Source organism: Aliiglaciecola sp. 2_MG-2023, from assembly GCF_030548145.1.
GTDB classification, from domain to species: Bacteria; Pseudomonadota; Gammaproteobacteria; order Enterobacterales; family Alteromonadaceae; genus Aliiglaciecola; species Aliiglaciecola lipolytica_A.
This window is the reverse complement of the sequence record NZ_JAUORY010000003.1, coordinates 59,726-79,505: the sequence shown is the minus strand read 5'-3', so window position 1 is coordinate 79,505 and position 19,780 is coordinate 59,726. Positions and strand designations below refer to the sequence as shown.

Annotated in this window: 20 protein-coding genes; 17 read left to right on the top strand and 3 right to left on the bottom strand. The window is 39.9% G+C overall.

Annotation, left to right across the window (positions count from 1 at the left end; translation table 11 throughout):
- The first annotated feature begins 32 nt into the window (after positions 1–32).
- The 9 genes from cheY (at position 33) to Q4567_RS04155 (ending at position 8,338) form a co-directional block, all read left to right on the top strand.
- Positions 33–416 carry a chemotaxis response regulator CheY gene (gene cheY, locus Q4567_RS04195; RefSeq protein ID WP_216050069.1) on the top strand — a complete coding sequence of 128 codons (384 nt, stop codon included), beginning with the start codon at positions 33–35 and terminating at the stop codon, positions 414–416.
- A 34-nt stretch (positions 417–450) separates the two neighbouring features.
- Positions 451–1,218 carry a protein phosphatase CheZ gene (locus Q4567_RS04190; protein WP_216050070.1) on the top strand — a complete coding sequence of 256 codons (768 nt, stop codon included), beginning with the start codon at positions 451–453 and terminating at the stop codon, positions 1,216–1,218.
- Positions 1,219–1,231: 13 nt separating this feature from the next.
- On the top strand, positions 1,232–3,430 hold the full coding sequence (locus Q4567_RS04185) for a chemotaxis protein CheA (protein WP_303499481.1): 2,199 nt from the start codon (positions 1,232–1,234) through the stop codon (positions 3,428–3,430).
- Between the two features lie 32 nt (positions 3,431–3,462).
- A complete protein-coding gene (locus Q4567_RS04180; protein ID WP_303499480.1) occupies positions 3,463–4,614 on the top strand; it encodes a chemotaxis response regulator protein-glutamate methylesterase in 1,152 nt (383 codons plus the stop codon).
- A 34-nt stretch (positions 4,615–4,648) separates the two neighbouring features.
- Complete coding sequence (locus Q4567_RS04175) at positions 4,649–5,431, top strand: ParA family protein (RefSeq protein WP_216050073.1); 783 nt, start codon at positions 4,649–4,651, stop codon at positions 5,429–5,431.
- Positions 5,428–6,144 (top strand): chemotaxis protein CheW, encoded by a 717-nt coding sequence (locus Q4567_RS04170; protein WP_216050074.1) that lies wholly within the window; start codon positions 5,428–5,430, stop codon positions 6,142–6,144. Before Q4567_RS04175 ends, Q4567_RS04170 begins: the two co-directional genes overlap by 4 nt.
- Positions 6,145–6,169: 25 nt before the next feature.
- Positions 6,170–6,664: a chemotaxis protein CheW gene (locus Q4567_RS04165; protein ID WP_216050075.1), complete on the top strand. Its 495-nt coding sequence runs from the start codon at positions 6,170–6,172 to the stop codon at positions 6,662–6,664.
- Between the two features lie 32 nt (positions 6,665–6,696).
- Entirely contained in the window at positions 6,697–7,107 is a 411-nt protein-coding gene (locus tag Q4567_RS04160; protein ID WP_216050076.1) for a DUF2802 domain-containing protein, read from the top strand.
- A gap of 202 nt (positions 7,108–7,309) precedes the next feature.
- On the top strand, positions 7,310–8,338 hold the full coding sequence (locus Q4567_RS04155; RefSeq protein WP_252729370.1) for a proline iminopeptidase-family hydrolase: 1,029 nt from the start codon (positions 7,310–7,312) through the stop codon (positions 8,336–8,338).
- Between the two features lie 222 nt (positions 8,339–8,560).
- Here the strand turns inward: Q4567_RS04155 and Q4567_RS04150 are convergent, their stop codons facing one another.
- Positions 8,561–9,322, bottom strand: coding sequence for a haloacid dehalogenase type II (locus Q4567_RS04150; protein WP_303499478.1), 762 nt, complete (start codon positions 9,320–9,322; stop codon positions 8,561–8,563).
- 200 nt (positions 9,323–9,522) lie between these two features.
- Between Q4567_RS04150 and Q4567_RS04145 the strand changes: the two genes are divergently transcribed.
- From Q4567_RS04145 to map, 3 genes are all read left to right on the top strand, one after another.
- Positions 9,523–10,122 (top strand): TetR/AcrR family transcriptional regulator, encoded by a 600-nt coding sequence (locus tag Q4567_RS04145; protein WP_216050078.1) that lies wholly within the window; start codon positions 9,523–9,525, stop codon positions 10,120–10,122.
- Positions 10,123–10,264: 142 nt separating this feature from the next.
- Positions 10,265–10,471 (top strand): ParD-like family protein, encoded by a 207-nt coding sequence (locus Q4567_RS04140; protein WP_216050079.1) that lies wholly within the window; start codon positions 10,265–10,267, stop codon positions 10,469–10,471.
- Positions 10,464–11,240 (top strand): type I methionyl aminopeptidase, encoded by a 777-nt coding sequence (gene map, locus Q4567_RS04135; RefSeq protein WP_216050080.1) that lies wholly within the window; start codon positions 10,464–10,466, stop codon positions 11,238–11,240. The genes Q4567_RS04140 and map overlap by 8 nt, the downstream gene beginning before the upstream one ends.
- A 97-nt stretch (positions 11,241–11,337) precedes the next feature.
- Here map and Q4567_RS04130 read toward each other — a convergent pair whose 3' ends face one another.
- Both Q4567_RS04130 and Q4567_RS04125 read right to left on the bottom strand, forming a co-directional pair.
- Positions 11,338–12,768: a HAMP domain-containing sensor histidine kinase gene (locus Q4567_RS04130; protein ID WP_303499475.1), complete on the bottom strand. Its 1,431-nt coding sequence runs from the start codon at positions 12,766–12,768 to the stop codon at positions 11,338–11,340.
- On the bottom strand, positions 12,765–13,442 hold the full coding sequence (locus Q4567_RS04125; RefSeq protein ID WP_216050082.1) for a response regulator transcription factor: 678 nt from the start codon (positions 13,440–13,442) through the stop codon (positions 12,765–12,767). Before Q4567_RS04125 ends, Q4567_RS04130 begins: the two co-directional genes overlap by 4 nt.
- Before the next feature lie 181 nt (positions 13,443–13,623).
- On the opposite strand from Q4567_RS04125, the gene Q4567_RS04120 reads away from it, so the two are divergent.
- From Q4567_RS04120 to metA, 5 genes are all read left to right on the top strand, one after another.
- Positions 13,624–14,352, top strand: coding sequence for a glycosyltransferase family 2 protein (locus Q4567_RS04120; protein WP_216050083.1), 729 nt, complete (start codon positions 13,624–13,626; stop codon positions 14,350–14,352).
- Between the two features lie 3 nt (positions 14,353–14,355).
- Positions 14,356–15,072, top strand: coding sequence for a TVP38/TMEM64 family protein (locus Q4567_RS04115; RefSeq protein ID WP_252729371.1), 717 nt, complete (start codon positions 14,356–14,358; stop codon positions 15,070–15,072).
- Between the two features lie 79 nt (positions 15,073–15,151).
- On the top strand, positions 15,152–16,828 hold the full coding sequence (locus Q4567_RS04110; RefSeq protein ID WP_303499473.1) for a glycosyltransferase family 39 protein: 1,677 nt from the start codon (positions 15,152–15,154) through the stop codon (positions 16,826–16,828).
- Positions 16,829–17,015: 187 nt separating this feature from the next.
- Positions 17,016–18,653, top strand: coding sequence for a phosphoethanolamine transferase (locus tag Q4567_RS04105; RefSeq protein WP_216050085.1), 1,638 nt, complete (start codon positions 17,016–17,018; stop codon positions 18,651–18,653).
- Between the two features lie 197 nt (positions 18,654–18,850).
- Complete coding sequence (metA, locus tag Q4567_RS04100; RefSeq protein ID WP_216050086.1) at positions 18,851–19,777, top strand: homoserine O-succinyltransferase; 927 nt, start codon at positions 18,851–18,853, stop codon at positions 19,775–19,777.
- Positions 19,778–19,780: the final 3 nt, after the last annotated feature.

The window sequence follows — 19,780 nt, the reverse complement described above, 5'->3', positions numbered from 1 at the left end:
ACCATTTGATTTAATCCTCATTGGAGGCAGTTTTGGATAAAAATATGAAAATCCTCGTTGTTGATGACTTTTCAACGATGAGACGCATCATCAAAAATTTACTTAAAGACTTAGGTTACACAAGCGTTCAAGAAGCCGATGATGGCAGCACTGCGTTACCTATGTTGCAACAAGGTGATTTTGATTTTGTAGTAACAGACTGGAATATGCCAGGCATGCAAGGAATTGACTTGCTTAGAGCCATTCGTGCAGATGATAGTTTAAAGCATTTACCAGTTTTAATGGTAACGGCTGAAGCGAAAAAAGAACAAATTGTGGCGGCAGCTCAGGCTGGAGTGAACGGTTATGTTGTTAAGCCTTTTACGGCGGCTACGCTTAAAGAGAAGCTAGACAAGATTTTTGAGAGACTGGGTTAAGATTTAACCTGTGTTGAAAATTAGGAGTGTCTAAATGACCGGCTCTAATAAAGCTCCAATGTCTCTTGATGACGCTAAAAAATTAGTTGAATTGCTGGAAAGCGGAGATAACCAAGCTGCTAGCGAATTGCTCGAAGAAGCCTCTTTAACCAATTCTGTTGAATTATTTGCAGAGGTGGGCAAATTAACCCGCCAGCTCCATGACTCTCTGAATAGTTTTCAACTTGATGATCGCATTTCGAATTTAGCCAATGAAGAAATACCTGATGCGCAAAGTCGCCTGAACTATGTTATAGAAACGACCGAAAAAGCGGCTAACACAACGATGGATGCCGTGGAAGCAAGTATGCCTATTGCTGAAAAGCTGCATACAGGTATTAATAATTTGCTCCCCGAGTGGAAAAAGTTGATGACTAGGCAGTTACAACTTGGCGAATTTAAATCTCTTTGCTCGGACTTAGATGGATTATTAGAACAGTCATCTAAAGACACCGAACAATTAACTGCATTCTTAACAGATATATTGATGGCACAGGGGTATCAAGATATCACTGGCCAAGTTATTCGCAGAGTTATCGAATTGGTGAAAGAAGTTGAAGACAGTTTAGTGCATATGTTGACTGTTTTTGGTGCTTCTGAAACAAGTTCGTTAATTTCAAAAGCAGATGAAAATGCTCATAAATCTAAAGCTGAGTCCGATACAGTGAAAGCTGAAGGTCCAATCATTGATGCTGAAATACGCGATGATGTGGTGTCCAATCAGGACGATGTAGATGATTTATTATCTAGCTTAGGGTTTTAAGAGGAACTTATTCATGTCTTTTGAAGTTGACGAGGATATTCTACAAGACTTTCTAGTTGAGGCAGGTGAATTATTAGAGCAACTGCAAGAGCAGCTTGTTGATCTTGAAAACAATCCAGAAGATTCTGATTTGCTGAATGCGATATTCCGCGGTTACCACACAGTTAAAGGTGGCGCTGGATTCTTATCACTTACAGAATTAGTCGATATTTGCCATGGTGCTGAGAATGTCTTCGATACCATGCGTAATGGACAACGCACTCTGACGCCAGAGTTAATGGATGTTATTTTACAAGCCACAGATGTGGTTGTGCAGATGTTCGAAGATGTCAAAAAACGCGTGCCACTTGAAGCTGCCGCCCCTGAACTCTTAGAAACGTTACATCGATTGAGTAAACCAGAATCAAAAGATGAGTCAAGTGTAGAACCCCCAGCGGCCTTTGAAGCGCCTCAAGAGATAGTCGAGACCGACTCTAGTGCAGAGTCGAACGACGACATGGAAGACATCACTGAAGACGAATTTGAAGCTCTATTGGATGAACTGCATGGTACAGCTAAGTCAATACCTGCAGAAGTTACTCCCCCCGCCGACTTAATCACTGGTGCCAGTGATGAAGATATTACTGACGATGAATTTGAAGCCTTACTTGATCAACTTCACGGTGAAGGTGGCTTCTCAAACGATAAATTTGAAGCAGTCCAGCCAGCTCCAGAGCCGACGCCAGAACCAGTGAGTGCCGCACCAGAAGAGACCTCTGATTCTGAAGATATTACAGATGATGAGTTTGAAGCATTGTTAGATCAATTGCATGGTGAAGGGAAAGGACCTGCTGTAAAAGCGCAAGCTTCAGCGCCAACACCTACACCAGCGCCGACGCCGACGCCAACAGCAGCGCCTTCACCTACACCAGCGCCAAAACCGTCATCAATACAGCCACCACCTCCAGCAGCCAAAGCAGAAGTGGCTGTAAAACCAGCAAATTCGCCAGCAGCTGCCAAGGCTGTCGTCAAAAAAGATGACAAAAAACCAGTTGCCAGTGCCCAGGGTGAAACAACAGTAAGAGTCGATACCAAGCGCCTAGATCAGATCATGAATATGGTTGGTGAACTGGTATTGGTTAGGAACAGACTGTTAAGTTTAGGTGTCAATATCAATGATGAAAGCATGACCAAAGCGATTGCGAATCTTGATGTTGTGACAGGTGACTTGCAAGGCGCGGTGATGAAAACGCGCATGCAACCTATTAAGAAAGTCTTTGGTCGCTTTCCCAGAGTAGTGCGAGATCTGGCACGTAGTCTCAAAAAAGAAATTTCTTTGGTCCTTGAGGGAGAAGAAACAGATTTAGATAAGAATTTAGTCGAAGCTTTGGCAGATCCCTTGGTTCATTTGGTTCGAAACTCAGTCGATCATGGAATCGAAATGCCAGATGAACGCTTGGCTGCAGGTAAACCGTCACTAGGCACTGTAAAGCTCGCTGCGTCTCAGGAAGGGGATCATATACTGCTTACCATTGAAGATGATGGTAAAGGCATGGATCCCGATAAGTTAAAAGATATTGCCATAAGTCGAGGTGTGTTAGACGCTGACGCGGCGGCTCGAATGTCGGATGAAGAAGCGTTCAATCTCATTTTTGCTCCAGGATTTTCCACTAAAACAGAGATATCTGATATTTCTGGACGTGGTGTTGGCATGGATGTGGTGAAAACCAAGATTAACCAGCTTAATGGCACGGTTAATATCAATTCCGAATTGGGTAAAGGCACACGCTTAGAAATCAAAGTACCACTGACGTTAGCTATCCTGCCGACATTAATGATTATTGTTGGAGAGCAAACGTTTGCACTACCTTTAGGTGCGGTAAACGAAATTATTAATATGGACTTGAGCAAAACCAATACGGTTGATAGTCAATTGACTATGATTGTTCGTTCTAAAGCCATTCCGCTTTTTTATCTTCGAGACTGGTTGCGAAAAGAACCTGGAACGGTGGATAAAAATCAAGGACATGTGGTCGTCGTGCAAATAGGCACCCAGCAAGTCGGCTTTGTTGTTGATGGCTTAATAGGGCAAGAAGAAGTGGTTATTAAGCCCCTAGATGCGCTTCTACAAGGTACTCCTGGCATGGCTGGCGCTACAATTACAAGTGATGGCGGGATTGCCTTAATTCTTGATATTCCAAGCTTATTAAAGCGATACGCTAAAAAGAAATAATAACCAAATTCATAAGAGGACGCTTTTTCGCGATGGCATACAGGGTATTAGTAGTTGACGACTCAAGTTTTTTTTGCCGACGCGTAAAAGATATCCTAAATCAAGATCGTCTGTTGGAAGTCATTGGTATTGCTCGAAACGGTGAAGAAGCCATTAAAATGGTGACTGAGCTAAAACCCGACGTTGTCACTATGGACGTTGAAATGCCAGTAATGGATGGCATTACCGCGGTCAAGCGTATCATGCAAATTCAGCCTTTACCGATTCTAATGTTTTCGTCGTTGACATCTGATGGCGCGAAAGCAACCTTAGACGCGTTAGATGCTGGAGCCTTGGACTTTTTACCTAAAAAGTTTGAAGACATTGCCAGAAATAGCAAAGAGTCTGTTGAATTGCTGCAAAATAGGGTACGGACTCTTGCTGCAAAGCGTGGACTAGTGGCAAGACGTTATTCAACAGCCTCGAAAACAGCGTTTAATTCTCCCGGAACCACGGCGAAAACCCAAATATTTATGCGAAGTTCAAGTGTTGCCGTTGCACCGGCAGCATCGCAAACTGATGTTAAAGAGTCATTTTCAACTATTCGCCGTTCATCAGGTAAACGTTACGAACTATTAGCAATTGGTACTTCTACTGGGGGACCAGTGGCTTTACAGAAGATACTTACTGAACTGCCTGAAACATTTCCACATCCGATTATTCTTGTACAACATATGCCCGGTAGTTTCACTAAAGCCTTTGCTGATAGATTAAATCACAATTGTAAAATTACCGTCAAAGAAGCGACTCATGGAGAACGTTTAGTCAAAGGTTGTGCGTATTTAGCTCCCGGCGGGAAGCAAATGTTAATTGAAGGTTCAAGTCGCAATGCCACCGTTAATATCGTAGAAACTCACGACCAGGCTCATCATCTGTTTAAACCTAGCGTTGATTTAACGTTTCAGTCGATAAGTCAGGTTTACGCTGGCAATGTGTTGGGCATAATATTAACGGGAATGGGCTCTGATGGAAAAGAAGGCTGCGCAGCATTAAAACAAAAAGGCGCTAAAATTTGGGCGCAAGACGAGCAAACTTGCGTGGTTTATGGCATGCCACAAGCCGTGACGAAAGCCAATATCTCAGAACGAAATATACCAATATTTGATATTGCCAAGAGTATAGTGTTGGAAATGCAAATAAAATGAACACTATTGGATATCGAGTAGAAAGAGATCGCTTGTGATAGTTTGGGCTGTTGCTAACCAAAAAGGTGGAGTTGGAAAAACCACCACGACTGTCACTTTAGGTGGAATTTTGGCACAACAAGGGAAACGTGTTCTATTGGTTGACACGGATCCGCAAGCATCTTTGAGCTATTATTTTGGTGTGGATGCTGAGGAGTTATCGCATAGTGTCCATGATGTTTTTATTGCTGGTGACGGGTTAGACAAAGATAAAGTGTTGGATAGTTTGTGTTCGACCAAACTCGATTCGCTATTTATTTTGCCTTCTTCAATGGCGCTAGCAACGTTAGATCGAACCATGGGTACTAGGCCTGGCATGGGTCTGATATTAAAAAAAGCATTTGCAAAAATTGAAGATGAATTTGATTATGTTTTAATTGATTGTCCTCCTGTATTAGGTGTATTGATGGTGAATGCTGTAGCCGCATGTGACAAATTAATAGTGCCAGTGCAAACCGAGTTTCTTGCGCTTAAAGGGTTGCAGCGAATGATGCATACATTAAAAATTATGTCGAGGTCGCAAAAACGCGATTTTGATTATATTATTGTACCTACAATGTATGATAAGCGTGTTAACGCGGCGTCAGATGCATATAAAGATCTGTGCGATAATAACAAAGGCAGAGTTTGGTCTGGCATCATTCCTGTTGATACGCGCTTTCGAGACGCGAGTCAGGCACAATCTCCTCCGTCGTTATTTAGTCCTAAAACCCGAGGCGTTTTTGCGTATAAAAATTTATTGTCGCAACTTCAAACTAAAGTCGATTACATCACATGAGTAAAGGTACCTTTGCAAAAGAAGACGTTGTAGAAGATTATCTAACATCATTACTGACTGAAGAGGTAGAAGAGGATAGGGAGCAACTCGAAAGTGTTGCTAAGCTCTTGGCCACAGCAGATGTTGCGGCCGTTCAAGAATCCCTTGAAGAGCCGACTTTCTGCGAACCGAATCCGTTGCCGGAAATTAAAGAAACCAGTGTTTTGGTCGAAAATAAAGAGTCTTCGTCAGTCAAGGCAAAGGAAGTTGAAGCGTCTTTTATTCCGACTAAAGATTTTCAAGCACTATTTTTTGAAGTGGCAGGATTAACCTTAGCATTACCTTTAACGGAGTTAGGCGGCATACATAAAATCCAAAAAGTAGGCCCCTTGTTTGGTAAACCTAAATGGTTTAAAGGTGTTATGCTGCATAGAGATGAAAAATTAAGCGTTGTTGATACCGCATTGTGGGTAATGCCTGAAAAATATAATGATGAACTGGCAGAATCATTAAATTATCAATATCTTATTATGCTAGATTCAAGTGGCTGGGGATTGGCTTGCGAACGTTTGATTACCACATCGACGTTAGCACCCACTGATGTGAAGTGGCGAAAAGCGAATAATAAACGCCCTTGGCTGGCTGGCATGGTAAAAGATAAAATGTGTGCACTTGTTAATGTGAAGCAGTTGATTAAATTGCTCGACAAGGGCCAAAATAGCAATGATAAGTAGACGCAGCTTGTAGGGAGCGAGTCATATGAGTGATGAAAGAAGTACTAAAAATGTAGCCGCCGATAGCAACGATGAAGTACTGCAATGGGTAACATATCGATTAGGTGACGAAACCTACGGAATTAATGTTATGCAAGTACAAGAAGTACTTAGGCATACAGAAATCGCTCCTGTTCCCGGTGCACCAGATTATGTGCTTGGTATTATCAATTTGCGGGGCAATGTTGTAACTGTGATTGATACTCGAACTCGTTTTGGTCTTCCACCCCATGACATCACTGACAGCACCCGTATAGTCATTATTGAGTCTGAAGAACAAGTGGTGGGCATTTTGGTTGATAGTGTCGCTGAAGTTGTTTACCTACGTTCTTCTGAAATTGATAGCGCACCCAATGTTGGCACCGAAGAAAGTGCTAAATTTATTCAAGGTGTCAGTAATCGTGACGGCGAATTGCTTATATTAGTAGATTTAAATAAATTGCTAAGTGATGAAGAGTGGGACGAAATTAGTGGATTATAATTCGTTTGATTTTGTGTAAAAGGCATACCTAAATGCTTACTTGGCAATATGCATCCATCGCAACGTTGGTGTTTTTGGTTATTCTGATTGGCATAGTTACTTACGTTTTTGCTAATCGAGATAAAAAAAACAAGCAGCGTGTCGATGAGTTAATGCTGCAAATTCACACTCTACAACAGCAAATTTCACACGCACAAGAAGAGTTGCATGAAGTGCGCTCCGGAGCCATGGGTGTTGCAGCGAAAGTAAAGGATTTAGTGCTTAAAATCGGATTGATGCAAGATAAGTTAGAAGAAATTGAGTATCTAGATCCAGAAACTAAATTGTATTCCCAAGCTGCTAAAATGGCCGACGCAGGCGCAAGCGTAGAAGAACTTATGCGAGAATGTGAGCTTCCACGGGCAGAAGCTGAATTGTTAATTGCGGTGAAAAAATCCCAGTAAAATTTCCCTAACCTCTGTTATCGGCATTTATTTCAATCTACTCTTAAAAACCTTTTTCCCTTGTCGTGGTTGTTGGTTTATGGGATAACTAATCAATGTGTTGTGTAATATCAGCAGATTACCTTTATCGTTGATAAGTTGATTTAACATGGTGTTATTCCGCTATGCAGTCACTAATATTCCTCTAATGAGATATACATTTATGAAAACCACTGTTTTACACCTACTGGCTTTTTTAATGGCTGTTCAATTCACCCTGGTGCCATTGGTAGCAACAGGTACTGAGGCCCAAAGCAGCACAAATATCACAGAGCCTTTTGGTCCACCTGAACAGGAATTAATGGTCGAAGTCGAAGGCGGTAAAGTGTATGTCCGGCTAAATGGCCTGTCTCACAGTGATGCTTATCCTGTTATTTTTGTTCATGGAGGGCCTGGTGGCGCACATAACGGCTTTGCTGAAATGCTGGGGCTGGCGAATGAGCGTATGGTTATAATGTATGATCAGCTCGACAGTGGTAAATCTGAACAGCCTAACAATCCCGAAAATTGGCGAGTTGAACGCTTTGTTGAATCATTGGATAAAATACGCCTAGCACTTAAAATTGAACGCTGGCATGTGGTTGGACATAGTTGGGGCTCTGCGCTGGCCCTCGAATATACGGCTAAATACCCGCAGCATACTGTCTCCACAGTTTTGGGGGGGACATTTATCTCTACGCCGCACTGGATCATGGATGCCAACTTGCTTGTAAAAGCAGCCCCGGAAACAATAAGAGAAACCCTTAAACAATGTGAATCTGACTCGCCTCCGAAAAAAGATATTTGTGATAATGCCTATACCGTTTTGTATTCACCTTATTACCAGCCTAAACCAACCACTGAAGCGGCTTTAGCGTACTACGAAAACGTTGGTGGAAAAGGGTTTAATCCGCTTATTTATAATCAAATGTGGGGACCAAGTGAGTTTTCTTCTACAGGTGTGCTTAAACACTACGATGCCACCCATTTATTGACTGAGATTGATGGCAGCCGCACTCTTTTTATGATTGGCCAATATGACTCGGCGCGCATTGATACCGTGCAAGACTATATCAAACTGACGTCGGGTGCTGAACTGGCTGTGGTGCCAGGAGGAGCACATGGCTTCTATTCTGATCGGCCGATAATTACCCAAGCCATATTAAAAGACTGGCTTACTCGAAAAGATTCTGCTTTTGAAATAAATAGATAAAACGTCTTTTTAAACAAATGCATTTTACAAAAAAGTTTTAACACTGGCATTATTAGGTTAGGTGAAACAAAGGTCGGTGTTGTTATTCGCTCATATCAGCTTAGTTGAAGGAAAAAGGTCTATTCATTCAAACTGTAATATCTGATATGAGCGAATGTTATCAGTGCCTATTAACACCCATTGTTGAATAATTCAGATTGCTCATTTGCATTATTGACGTTTTTATTTTGATTCCAAAATCGTTACCAGTTGCTGCAGATCTTCAACAATATAATCTGGCTTTTCAGCAAGTGGATAAAGTGCTTTGCCTTTACGGGCAATAAACGCGGTCTGCATGCCAGCGGCTTTAGCTCCCGCCACATCCCAGCCATGGGCGGCAACCATCAATGTTTCTTCTGGTTTTACCCCTAAGGTTTCTAATGCCCATGCATATGATCTTAAGTCAGGTTTGTAGATTTTAATATCTTCGATGCTTAGACGTTTATCAAAAAACTCGGTTAAACCGGCATTCTTGAACTGTGTCTCTACTCCCTTGTTGGATGAATTAGTTAAGCTGACGAGCATGTAGCCTTCGGCTTTTAATGCGGCTAAACCTGCTTTCACATCGGGATGAGGTGGCAACGATAACAACGGGCTTTTAATTGCTGTTAAGGCCTGCTCTTGGGTAATCTCGATATTGTTACTCTCTGCAACCATCATCAATGCTGCGACGCCAATTTTACCAAAATCATGATATTCGCCCGTCACAGTGGTGACCAGTGAATGATGCAGCATAGTTGAAAACCACAAGCTGATTAAATCGTCGTTTCCATGCAATGCTTTTGCAATGGATGTGCGCATGGATTCCAGATCAAGCAAGGTCTCATTAACATCAAAAACAATGATCTTAGGTTTGCTTGCGCCTTGGCTGTTAAAGCTCACACCAACTAAAACTAGGCTCAATAGTAAAAAACGGAAGTATTGGGATAACACTTTAAAATACATGGATACTCGCTACATTAATTTAGGTGGGAAATTAGTTGAACTTGGGTGATTAAATTTCACCGAAGACAACCATAATCGGTTCGAATTTAAATCTGTTGAATAATATCAAGTTAAAACGATTAACTTGATTAGCGCAATATATCTGGCTTTGAACAATCGTTCAAGTTAATATTGAACAGTTGTTCAAAAGGAGGTTGTAAGTGGCAAGTAATACAAAATTTAACCGAGATGAAGTGATTGATAAAGCCCTACAACTTTATTGGAATCGAGGCTTTCATGGCACTTCCATGCGCACATTACAGAATGAAATTGATATGCGTCCAGGCAGTATTTATGCAGCATTTGGTAGCAAAGAAGGTTTATTTAAACAAGCGCTTATTCGTTACACCCAGATAGGGTCAGAGCATCTTAAACAATGTCGCAACAAAGCTACCTCTCCGCTGGCCGCACTCAAAATGTTTATGCTACACAGAGTCGCTGAAAATCAAATGTCTTCTCCTTGCAGTATTTGTTTATTGGCTAAAACGATAGCAGAGTTAACCGATGATAATTCGGAGTTATTAGAACAAGCCAGAATGTCATTAAAAGCCATGGAAAGCAGTTTTGAGTCACTGATTATTGAAGCGCAATCTTTAGGGGAGTTAGATAAAAATTATCACAGTAAAAACATTGCTCGCCATGTACAGATTAACTTTTCAGGACTTCGAACTTATATAAGAGTGTATGGTGGACAAGTGCCGACCGAGGAAATCATTGACGGTATATTTTCACCTTTTATTTCACACAAGTCATTACATTAGAGGCTTGTTTTCAAAAGCCTATATGAAAACCAAGAAATGGGAATTTTCCTGATCCGCTAATTTATAATTCATTTCACTTAACTTTTTCAATAAATATACGATATACTACGTTTTGTAGCATAATGTATATCCGGGGGGAGGTATGGGCATAGTAAAAATTTCGAATGAATTGCATGAAGAAGTTCGAAAAAATAGTGCTGTAATGGAAAGGTCAATCAATTCACAGGCTGAATTTTGGCTGAAAATCGGGCGCTTAGCGGAGCAAAATCCAACTTTAACTTACGAACAAATTCTGCAGCGTGAAATGCGTAGTCAAAATGTCACCACAGTGAAATTAGTCAATGAGTAATATCAACATCAAGTCGCACCAAGAAATAGCATTTATGCGTGAGTCAGGAAGGCTATTAGCAAGTGTTTTTGCAGTCTTAGATAGCTTTATAAAAGCAGGCGTGACCACCATGGAAATTAATGATTTGGTTGATGATTATATTGTAAATTCGTTGCATTCAAGGCCTGCCAGTAAAGGTCAATACGGTTATCAATATACGTTAAATTCATCTATCAATGAGGTTGTATGTCACGGCGTACCATCGATAGGGAAAAAGCTTAAGGAACGAGATATCGTTAACATTGATATTACCTTAGAGAAAAATGGCTATATTGCTGACAGTAGCAAAATGTATATGATTGGCAATGTATCGCCTATTGCTAAAAAACTAGTCGATGTTACTTACCAAGCAATGTGGCAAGGCATCAAATCGGTCAAGCCTGGTAATACCCTTGGCGATATTGGGCATGCAATTCAAACACATGCAGAAAAACATGGATTCAGTGTGGTGCGCGATTATTGCGGACATGGAATAGGTCGCGAGATGCACGAAGAACCGCAGGTTTTACATATAGGAAAACCTAACTCAGGTGTTGTATTGCAAGAAGGTATGACATTTACGATTGAACCTATGATCAATCAAGGCTCATTTAAAACCAAATTGAAAAAAGATGGCTGGACGGTTATCACCAAAGATAAAAAGTTGTCAGCCCAATGGGAACACACTGTGTTAGTGACTCCAACTGGATATGAAGTGCTAACCTTACGTGATGAAGAAAAGCAATCTTAAAACTGCTATTTAGTGGGCGCCTCATATTAGTGACTTTACTTTTAACCCCAAGTTTTTTGAATAAAGTGCAGCCTAGTTACTAGGTTGCATAGGCATTCTAATCAGTGCTCTGCTGATTTAAGATTAATTGAAATGTAATATGTTGCATATCGCCTGTCACCGTAAGTTCTGAACCAATTCCATTAGCTAGCGTTTTGGCTATTGTCAGTCCTAACCCAAAGTTTTCGGTTGAAGTCCTGGCTGTGTCTTTTTGCCACAGTGGTTCGAACATCCCTGCAAGTTCTTCATTGTTTAAGTGGTTAACACAAATATTGCTTATATCAATCACTAGCGGGCCTTTGTTAGCATGTTTAATAGCGACTGTCACAGTGGAGTTTTCAACGCTATGTTGCAATGCATTGGTCAGAAGGTTTGTTAATATTGACTCCAATGCAAATGCATTGGTTAGTATGCTGTGTGAATGATCCGCGCTAATTATCTGTATACGCTTTTGGTTAAGCTTAGTACTAAGTTGTTGAACTAACGATAACGGGTCAATCTCATCAGTACATTGTAAGGTTTGCACGCTATATTTATGGATCAGCATTAGATTTGAAATGATACTTTTCATTCGTTCGCTGATTTTAAGCACTTCCGGTTTAAATTCCGAGTTAAGGTTATATTCTTCAGGAAAACGAATGGCTATTTCTGCTAAGTTAATCAGCTCGGTAACTGGGGTTTTTAACTCGTGAGCAATATCGGATGTCAGCCTTTTTTCCCGAAGAAATAGAGAGTAATTTTCATTAATAAAATGATTTAAGCTTTCTACTATAGGCACTAGTTCTGAAGCTGTGTCTTTTATTCTTGAGCATTGGTTTTGTTCCGAAAATCGTATGGCTTTAATTTCTTTATTTAATTCATCGATTGGTTTTAGTGCCGAGGATACCACTCTTCTAACGGTTAACCTGATAAGTAGGGGGATAGTTATTACGGCAATGATAAAGGCTAAATCAATAAACCAGAGATAAAAGTTCAGGTTTTCAACGGAAGCTGCATAGGCGAGTAACACGGGTTTTTGAAAATCTTCGTCTGCTTGTTTGTTGTTGAGTAATTCACTTCTATATTCACTATCAATTTGTGGGATAAAACGTGAATAGATTACCCTGCCTGAACGACCATCGGGTAATTTAATATCTTCAGATAGGATTGAATCAACAGGGATTGATTTGTAGGCTAAACTTCTTATTGTGTGCATTGTCAGTGTGTCTGAGCGTTCGAAAATATCCTCTCCATGCCATATTTGGAAGTACTCTGATTCCGTTGTACCCTCAAACTCAGGTAAAAACTCACCGGCAAATTCGAATTCAAGACCGTCGTGATCCTCCCGTACAAATGTCATGAGCATCCCAGCCTTGTTGATCATGGAACGCTCAAATTCGTCAGAGATCCAAGTATCTACAGTAATATCTGCAGCTAAAAGTACAATTAAAACAATGAGTGAAATAAAAAACGATAACCGTCTTGTTAGTGTTTTGCGGATGGATTTCATTCACCTTCCAGCATTTGATAACCAAATCCACGTTTGTTCTTTATAGGGAGATCAGCACCGAGTTTTCTAGCCTTTTTTCTAGCAGATGACAGGTGTGCTTCAATCGCATTTTTAGAAATACTGTCGTATTGCCCTGATATATATTCGCTCAGTTTCTCTGCGGTGGTTATTCTGTTTCGGTTAACAAATAAACACTCTAAAACTTTGTATTCATTGGGGGTTAAATCAATATTTTGATTTGCAAAACTAATGCTTTTTAATTGCAAGTTAAGCTCAAACCCCTTGACTTTAATTTTGTCAAAATGATTCTGAGTTGAACCTCGTCGCATAAGGTTGATTAATCTTGCGTGCAATTCATCGAACGAAAACGGTTTAGATAAATAATCATCCGCGCCTGATAAAATCCCAGTGATCTTCGTTTCAGGTTCGGCTCTAGCTGATAAAATTAATACGCGAGTGTCATTTTTACTTTTTCGCAGTGTTTCGAGAATTGTCATGCCGTCAATACTAGGGAGCATTAGGTCAAGTATTATGCCGTCGTACTCACACATCAAGGCCATGCTTAAGCCCTCAGCGCCATCTCCTGAGGTGTCTACAGAGTATCCTAGTTTGACTAAACCTATTTTTAAACTGCGTCGCAAAGACTCCGAATCTTCAATTAGTAATAATCGCACAATTTATTGTTCGCCACTGAATGCTAGTAAGTGACAACTTTACGCTTCCAATCTTAAGGTTTACTTAAGATCGTAAACTTGTATGTGTTAAACAATATTAAATCTAATCTTCAGTTAACCTTAAGGTTGCTCGGATATATTGCTAAAAACTTAAAGTAATAAGTCTGGGAGAGTTGATATTGTGGATATTTCTGTAGTTATCCCCGCTAAAAATGAACAAGACAATATCATTCCGTTGATAGAAGAAATTGTTGCTGTTCTTAATCGTAATAATGAGTTTGAAATTGTCTATGTGGACGATGGTAGCGATGATAATACCTATAGTAACTTGTGTTTAGCCGCGTCAAGTGATTACCCTCAAGTAAAACCTATTCGACATAAGTATTCTGTTGGCCAAAGCAAAGCGATTCACACCGGTGTCAGTTTTGCCAAAGGAAAGCTGATAATAACCCTAGATGCAGATGGTCAGAATGATCCTGCTGACATTCCAGATTTGTTAAAAGAAGCTCAAAAATTTCCAGTTGGTGCTCATTTTTGTATCGCCGGTTATCGGAAAAATCGTAAAGATACGGCATGGAAACGCATGCAGTCTAAGATTGCTAACAATATACGCAGTCGAATTTTGCGGGACAATACCCCTGACACGGGATGTGGCTTAAAAATCTTTCCCAAAAGTACCTTTTTACAACTCCCATACTTCGATCATATGCACCGCTTTCTTCCTGCCTTAGTGCGTCGTCTTGGAGGAAAGATTGTGGTTGTTGAAGTCAGCCATAGAGATCGTCAATATGGCACTTCCAAGTATAATATGTTGGGAAGACTACGAGTGGGAATTGTCGATCTTCTTGGTGTGATGTGGCTACAACGACGAGGTAAAATTGCTTTGCTTGAAACAACTCATGAGCAATAAATTTTGAAGTTGTTTCTCAACGTTTTTGTACGTCTAATACCTTTATTATTGATTTGTTTAATTGGTAGTGAGCTACTAGCTCAGATCCCATCGATTAATACATTTAATCAATCGTGGATAGATGCTCACACTCGAGACAATGGATGGCAGGGGATTATTAACTTTATTTTAGTTAGCGGTTTACTGGCGTCTTTGGGCGCTCCTCGACAATTCATCGCTTTTCTAAGCGGCTATGCCTTTGGCTTTGCTGAAGGTGTAGTTTATTCGACGTTTGCGATTACGTTGAGTTGTTTACTCACCATGCTTCTTTCTCGTTTTTATGCCAAACCTGTGGTCACGCACTTTTTCCCAAACAAAGTGATCGGTCTCAATCGGTTTTTGACTAATCAAGTTTTTATAAAAACAATTATTGTTAGGTTGTTGCCAGTTGGCAATAACCTCATTACCAATATAACGGCGGGAGTAACCACTATTAAAATTTGGCCATTTGTGATGGGATCTATGTTTGGTTACATCCCTCAGATGGCTATTTTTGCGCTTATGGGAAAGGGGGTTGTGGTGCAATCTTATTGGAAGATCACTCTCAGTGTTGTATTTCTCGCCATATCCAGTTTGTTAAGTCTTTATGTCTATAAAAAGTTTAAGGCTGATAAGTACTTAATCACTAGCACCGGTGCACAAAATACTGCTCAATTTGCTGCCACGAGCGGTCATAAATAGTGACATGATTACGCATTTAATTCAGTTCCATTTATCTTCTCAAAAACATGCGCGCGAACTGCAGCTTTTGGGTGTACTTTTGTTCATTTCGATCATCTTAATTTTTGTGGGATTAGGATTTCGCGATCCATGGCCTGCAGATGAACCTCGTTTCGCACAAATTGCTAAAGAGATGGTAGAAACTGGTCAATGGTTTTTCCCGGCCAGAGCGGCAGAGTTTTATCCTGATAAACCACCTGTATTTATGTGGTCAATCGCGATTTTTTACGCATTGTTCGGCTCTTTAAATATAGCTTTCTTATTGCCTTCTGCGCTGTGTTCACTACTGACTATTTATTTAGTATTTGATATTGGACGTAAGCTATGGAGCCCAGAAACTGGTTTTATAGCAGGTTTACTACTAGTGTTTAGCTTTCAATTTATGCTGCAAGCTAAAAGTGCGCAAATTGATGCAATGGTTTGTGCGTGGATCACCCTTGGTTGTTATGGTTTCTTGAGGTTTTTGCTATTTGACGCTAAATGGCGATGGTTCTATTTAGCCTGTTTTTTTATGGGAATCGGTGTTATCACCAAAGGCGTAGGCTTTTTACCTATATTGATATTGATTCCGTATATGTTTATGCGCTTTATTTGCAATTATCACTCAATACTTAAGCCGGATAATGAGTCTATTGTTAAGTGGTTGCTGGGACTATTGGTCATGCTTTTAGCAATAGGTTTGTGGTTTGTACCTATGTTGGTATTAGTTGAATTAAGCCACAATCCGTTATTAGAACAATATCGCGATAATATTTTGTTTAAACAAACAGTTACTCGTTATGCTGATTCTTGGCATCATATTAAACCATTTTGGTATTATTTCGTATCCGTAATCCCTGCCTTTTGGTTACCCCTAAGCATTTTCATTCCGTGGTTAATTCCTCATTGGATACGCGCAATCAAAAAGCAGGATGCCCGGGTAATTCTGCCGCTAACGTGGATTGTACTCGTGTTAGTGTTTTTCAGTATCAGCCCAGGCAAAAGAGGCGTATATATATTGCCAGCTTTGCCAATGTTAGCCTTAATCAGTGCACCTTATGTGCGACAAATTTTACAGCGACGGGCCGTCAATTGGATTTTATGGGCACTGGTGACTGGTATATCTTTAGGCTTATTAGCTTTCGCATTGGCTGGATTAAGCAATGCCAGTTTTACCCAAAAGCTAGTGACTGAATACGCTATTTCACCTTGGTACTTTTTTATATCAATTGGTTTGGCTGGACTCCTGGGCACACTTATCACAGTCAAACAACAGCAGTGGCGGAGCTGGCCGCTATTTATATCTGTGTTATGGATTTTGTACTCTACTTGGGGATACGGTTTATTAGAAGTGGTTAAAACGCCGAAAAAAATATTTCAACAAATGCAACATATTGTTCCGCAAAATGCTGAAGTTGGGCTAGTCGATTTTGCCGAGCAATTTATTCTATTTTCCCCTTATCCTATTACTCATTTTGGTTATCACACTGACAATGCAGAGCAAGTTAAAGCGGCTTACCAGTGGATAGGAACCAGTAAAAACCGATTTATATTGCTAAGTTTTGAGTTAGTCGAGGGGCTTTGTTTTGATAAAAATAAAGCCATACATCTTGGGTTTGCCCACCGCACTGATTGGGTATTATTAAATACCGCTAGTCGCGTAAATGGGTGTCCTAAACCACAGCTTCATAAACCACAGGGCAATATTATTGAATATCAGTATATTCCCAAACCCTAAGTGCCTATTTGAATCAAAAAAACATATCAATAACTGCAAAAAGTTCAACTCAGACAGTAGAGATTTTAAATTAAATTATAGAATTGTTTTTATTTAAAAAATTATTGCAAAACATCAGTTTATCTTCAGTTTCAGCTAAGGTTTGGCTTCTAAAATAGCTTGTGTAATCAACCATAAATGAAACAAGATGAATGTAATTTTAAAGCTAATGCGACATGAATATACTGGCGCACAAATTATCGCGATAAATTCGTTATTTATTGTATTTGTATTTAATTATTGTTTTTTAAATGGTGTATTTGCAGCCATTCAACCTAACAACTTGTCACAATGGAGTTTTTACGCTTCAGTTATTCTATTATTGTTTAGTCTAACCATTATAATCACTAGTATTTTGGGAGGAATAGTTTTTCCCAGAACTATATCTGCGGTCACAGTGCTAGTGTCATGCTTATTGTTTTATGCAACTTTTCAATACGGTGTCATTTTTGATAAAAGCATGATTCAAAACATTGCTGAAACCAATTCTGGTGAAGCCTCATCTTATTTGAATATTAGTTTTCTTATCTACTTTATTCTGCTGGGAGTTGTCCCTGCAATATTGATGTTTAAAATAAAGGTTAAAGGAGATTTAAAAAGCCGAATAAAAAGTGTGTTAACGATAAATCTGCTTGCACTAATCGTCACTGCTTCGACTGTTACTTTCCTGTATAAAGATTACGCAGCGGTAGGCAGAAATAATCATAATTTATTTAAGTATATTGTCCCTTTTGCATTTTATGATTCTGGATTTAGGTATTTACGAGATAATTATTTTTATCCCCCTTTGCCCTTTAAAGTTTTAGATAAATCGCCAACGATCAAGCCGTCAAAACAAGGACAACAAAACTTAACAATAGTTGTGGTCGGGGAAACTGCCCGTGCACAGAACTTTTCGTTGAATGGTTATACTCGCAATACCAATAAGTTTTTGGCGCAAACCCCAATACTCAGTTTTAAACAGGTAAGCTCTTGCGGTACTGCTACCGCAGTGTCTGTGCCATGTATGTTTTCTCGTTTACCACGAAGCAAATACGAAAGTCGAGTGGCGAGTAGTCAAGATAATGCTTTAGATATAATTCATCGAGCAGGCGTGGACGTCACTTGGATTGATAATAACAGTACTTGTAAAGGGGTATGTGAAAGAGTGAGTGAAATTCGTTTTGATCCAACTCAAGACTCACCGTTGTGTGATGGTGATTATTGTTTTGATGAAATTCTTATCGAAAAATTGCAACAACAAATTAGCCAGCATAAATCCGACAATAAACTTATCGTCTTACATATGATCGGTTCCCATGGTCCTACTTATTTCCGGCGCTATCCCGATACATTTAAACCTTTTATGCCAGATTGTCCGCAAAGTGATATTCAACATTGCAGCGAAAACCAGTTAAAAAATACATATGACAATACTATTGCTTATACCGACTTTGTATTAAGTAAAGTTATTGCGGTTCTGCAGCAAAGTAATGTAGCCAATAAGTCCTTGCTGTACATTTCAGACCATGGCGAGTCATTAGGTGAAAATGGACTTTATTTGCATGGCTTTCCCTACAGCATTGCCCCTGAAGAGCAAACTCATGTGCCTATGTTGTACTGGAGTACTGAATTAGCGGATGCTAATTTTAAAGACTGTATTTCCAGCAAATTGAATTCTGATTTCTCACAAGACAATATTTTTGACACCCTGTTAGGTTTAACCAATGTGAAAAGCAGCATTTATCAACCAGAAATGGATATATTTCAGCAGTGTAGAACAACAACAATAATGGCTAAAAGTTGATTATTTGCTCCAATTTCAGTTAACCAATTTTATGTGAGGAATAAGAATAATTAAGGTTATTTCGAATATGTGAAATAAAAATTCTCAGGTATAAAGTGTATAGGCCGGATAAACGTTTAGACGTCTAGACGTAAAGATGTTGACTTTTGAGTGTGAATAGGCGAAATTTGTTTTCTTACAACCACATTGGAGAACTTATGCCTATTCGAATACCTAGTGATCTTCCCGCCCAAGGGGTCTTGAACGCGGAAAATATATTCGTTATGGACAGCGAAGCCGCTGCTAAGCAAGACATTCGTCCTCTAGAAGTGGGCATTTTGAATTTAATGCCGAATAAGATTGAAACTGAAGTTCAGATTTTACGACTTCTTTCCAATACGCCATTACAGATTAATATTGATCTTATTCGCATCGATAATCAGGCACCTAAGAATACACCTAAAGCCCATATGGATGCCTTTTATTTGTCTTTTGATGACGTGGCTCATAAAAATTACGATGGGTTTATTATCACCGGTGCACCCATTGCTCACCTCGATTATGCTGACGTCAAATATTGGGACAAAATCACCACTATTATGGAGTGGACACAACGTCATGTGCAGTCTACTTTATATTCTTGTTGGGCGGCCCACGCTGCCATGTTTCATTTTTACGGGCACAATCGTCAACTTCGAAACGACAAGCTTTCCGGTGTTTACACCCATAATGTGAACGAACCACACGATGCGTTAATGCGCGGCTTTGATCCGCAGTTCAATGCACCCCATTCTCGTTTTGGGGAAATTCCCATCGACATATATAAAAGTGTTGAGGGGCTAAATGTATTAGCCAGTTCGGAAAAAACTGGGGCGTATTTAGTCGCCTCAAAAGATAAACGAATGGTATGCGTTACTGGGCACCCAGAATATGATCCTGAAACACTGGATCAGGAGTTTAAGCGTGATAGTAATAATGCATTAGCGCCGAAAATTCCAGAAAACTATTACGAAAATGATGATCCCAGTCAGCCCTATCATGTAACATGGCGCTCCCATGGTTCGCTTCTGTTTACAAACTGGTTAAACTATTATGTTTATCAGACGACACCGTTTGATCTTGCTGATCTTCCAAGTAAAAAATAAGAG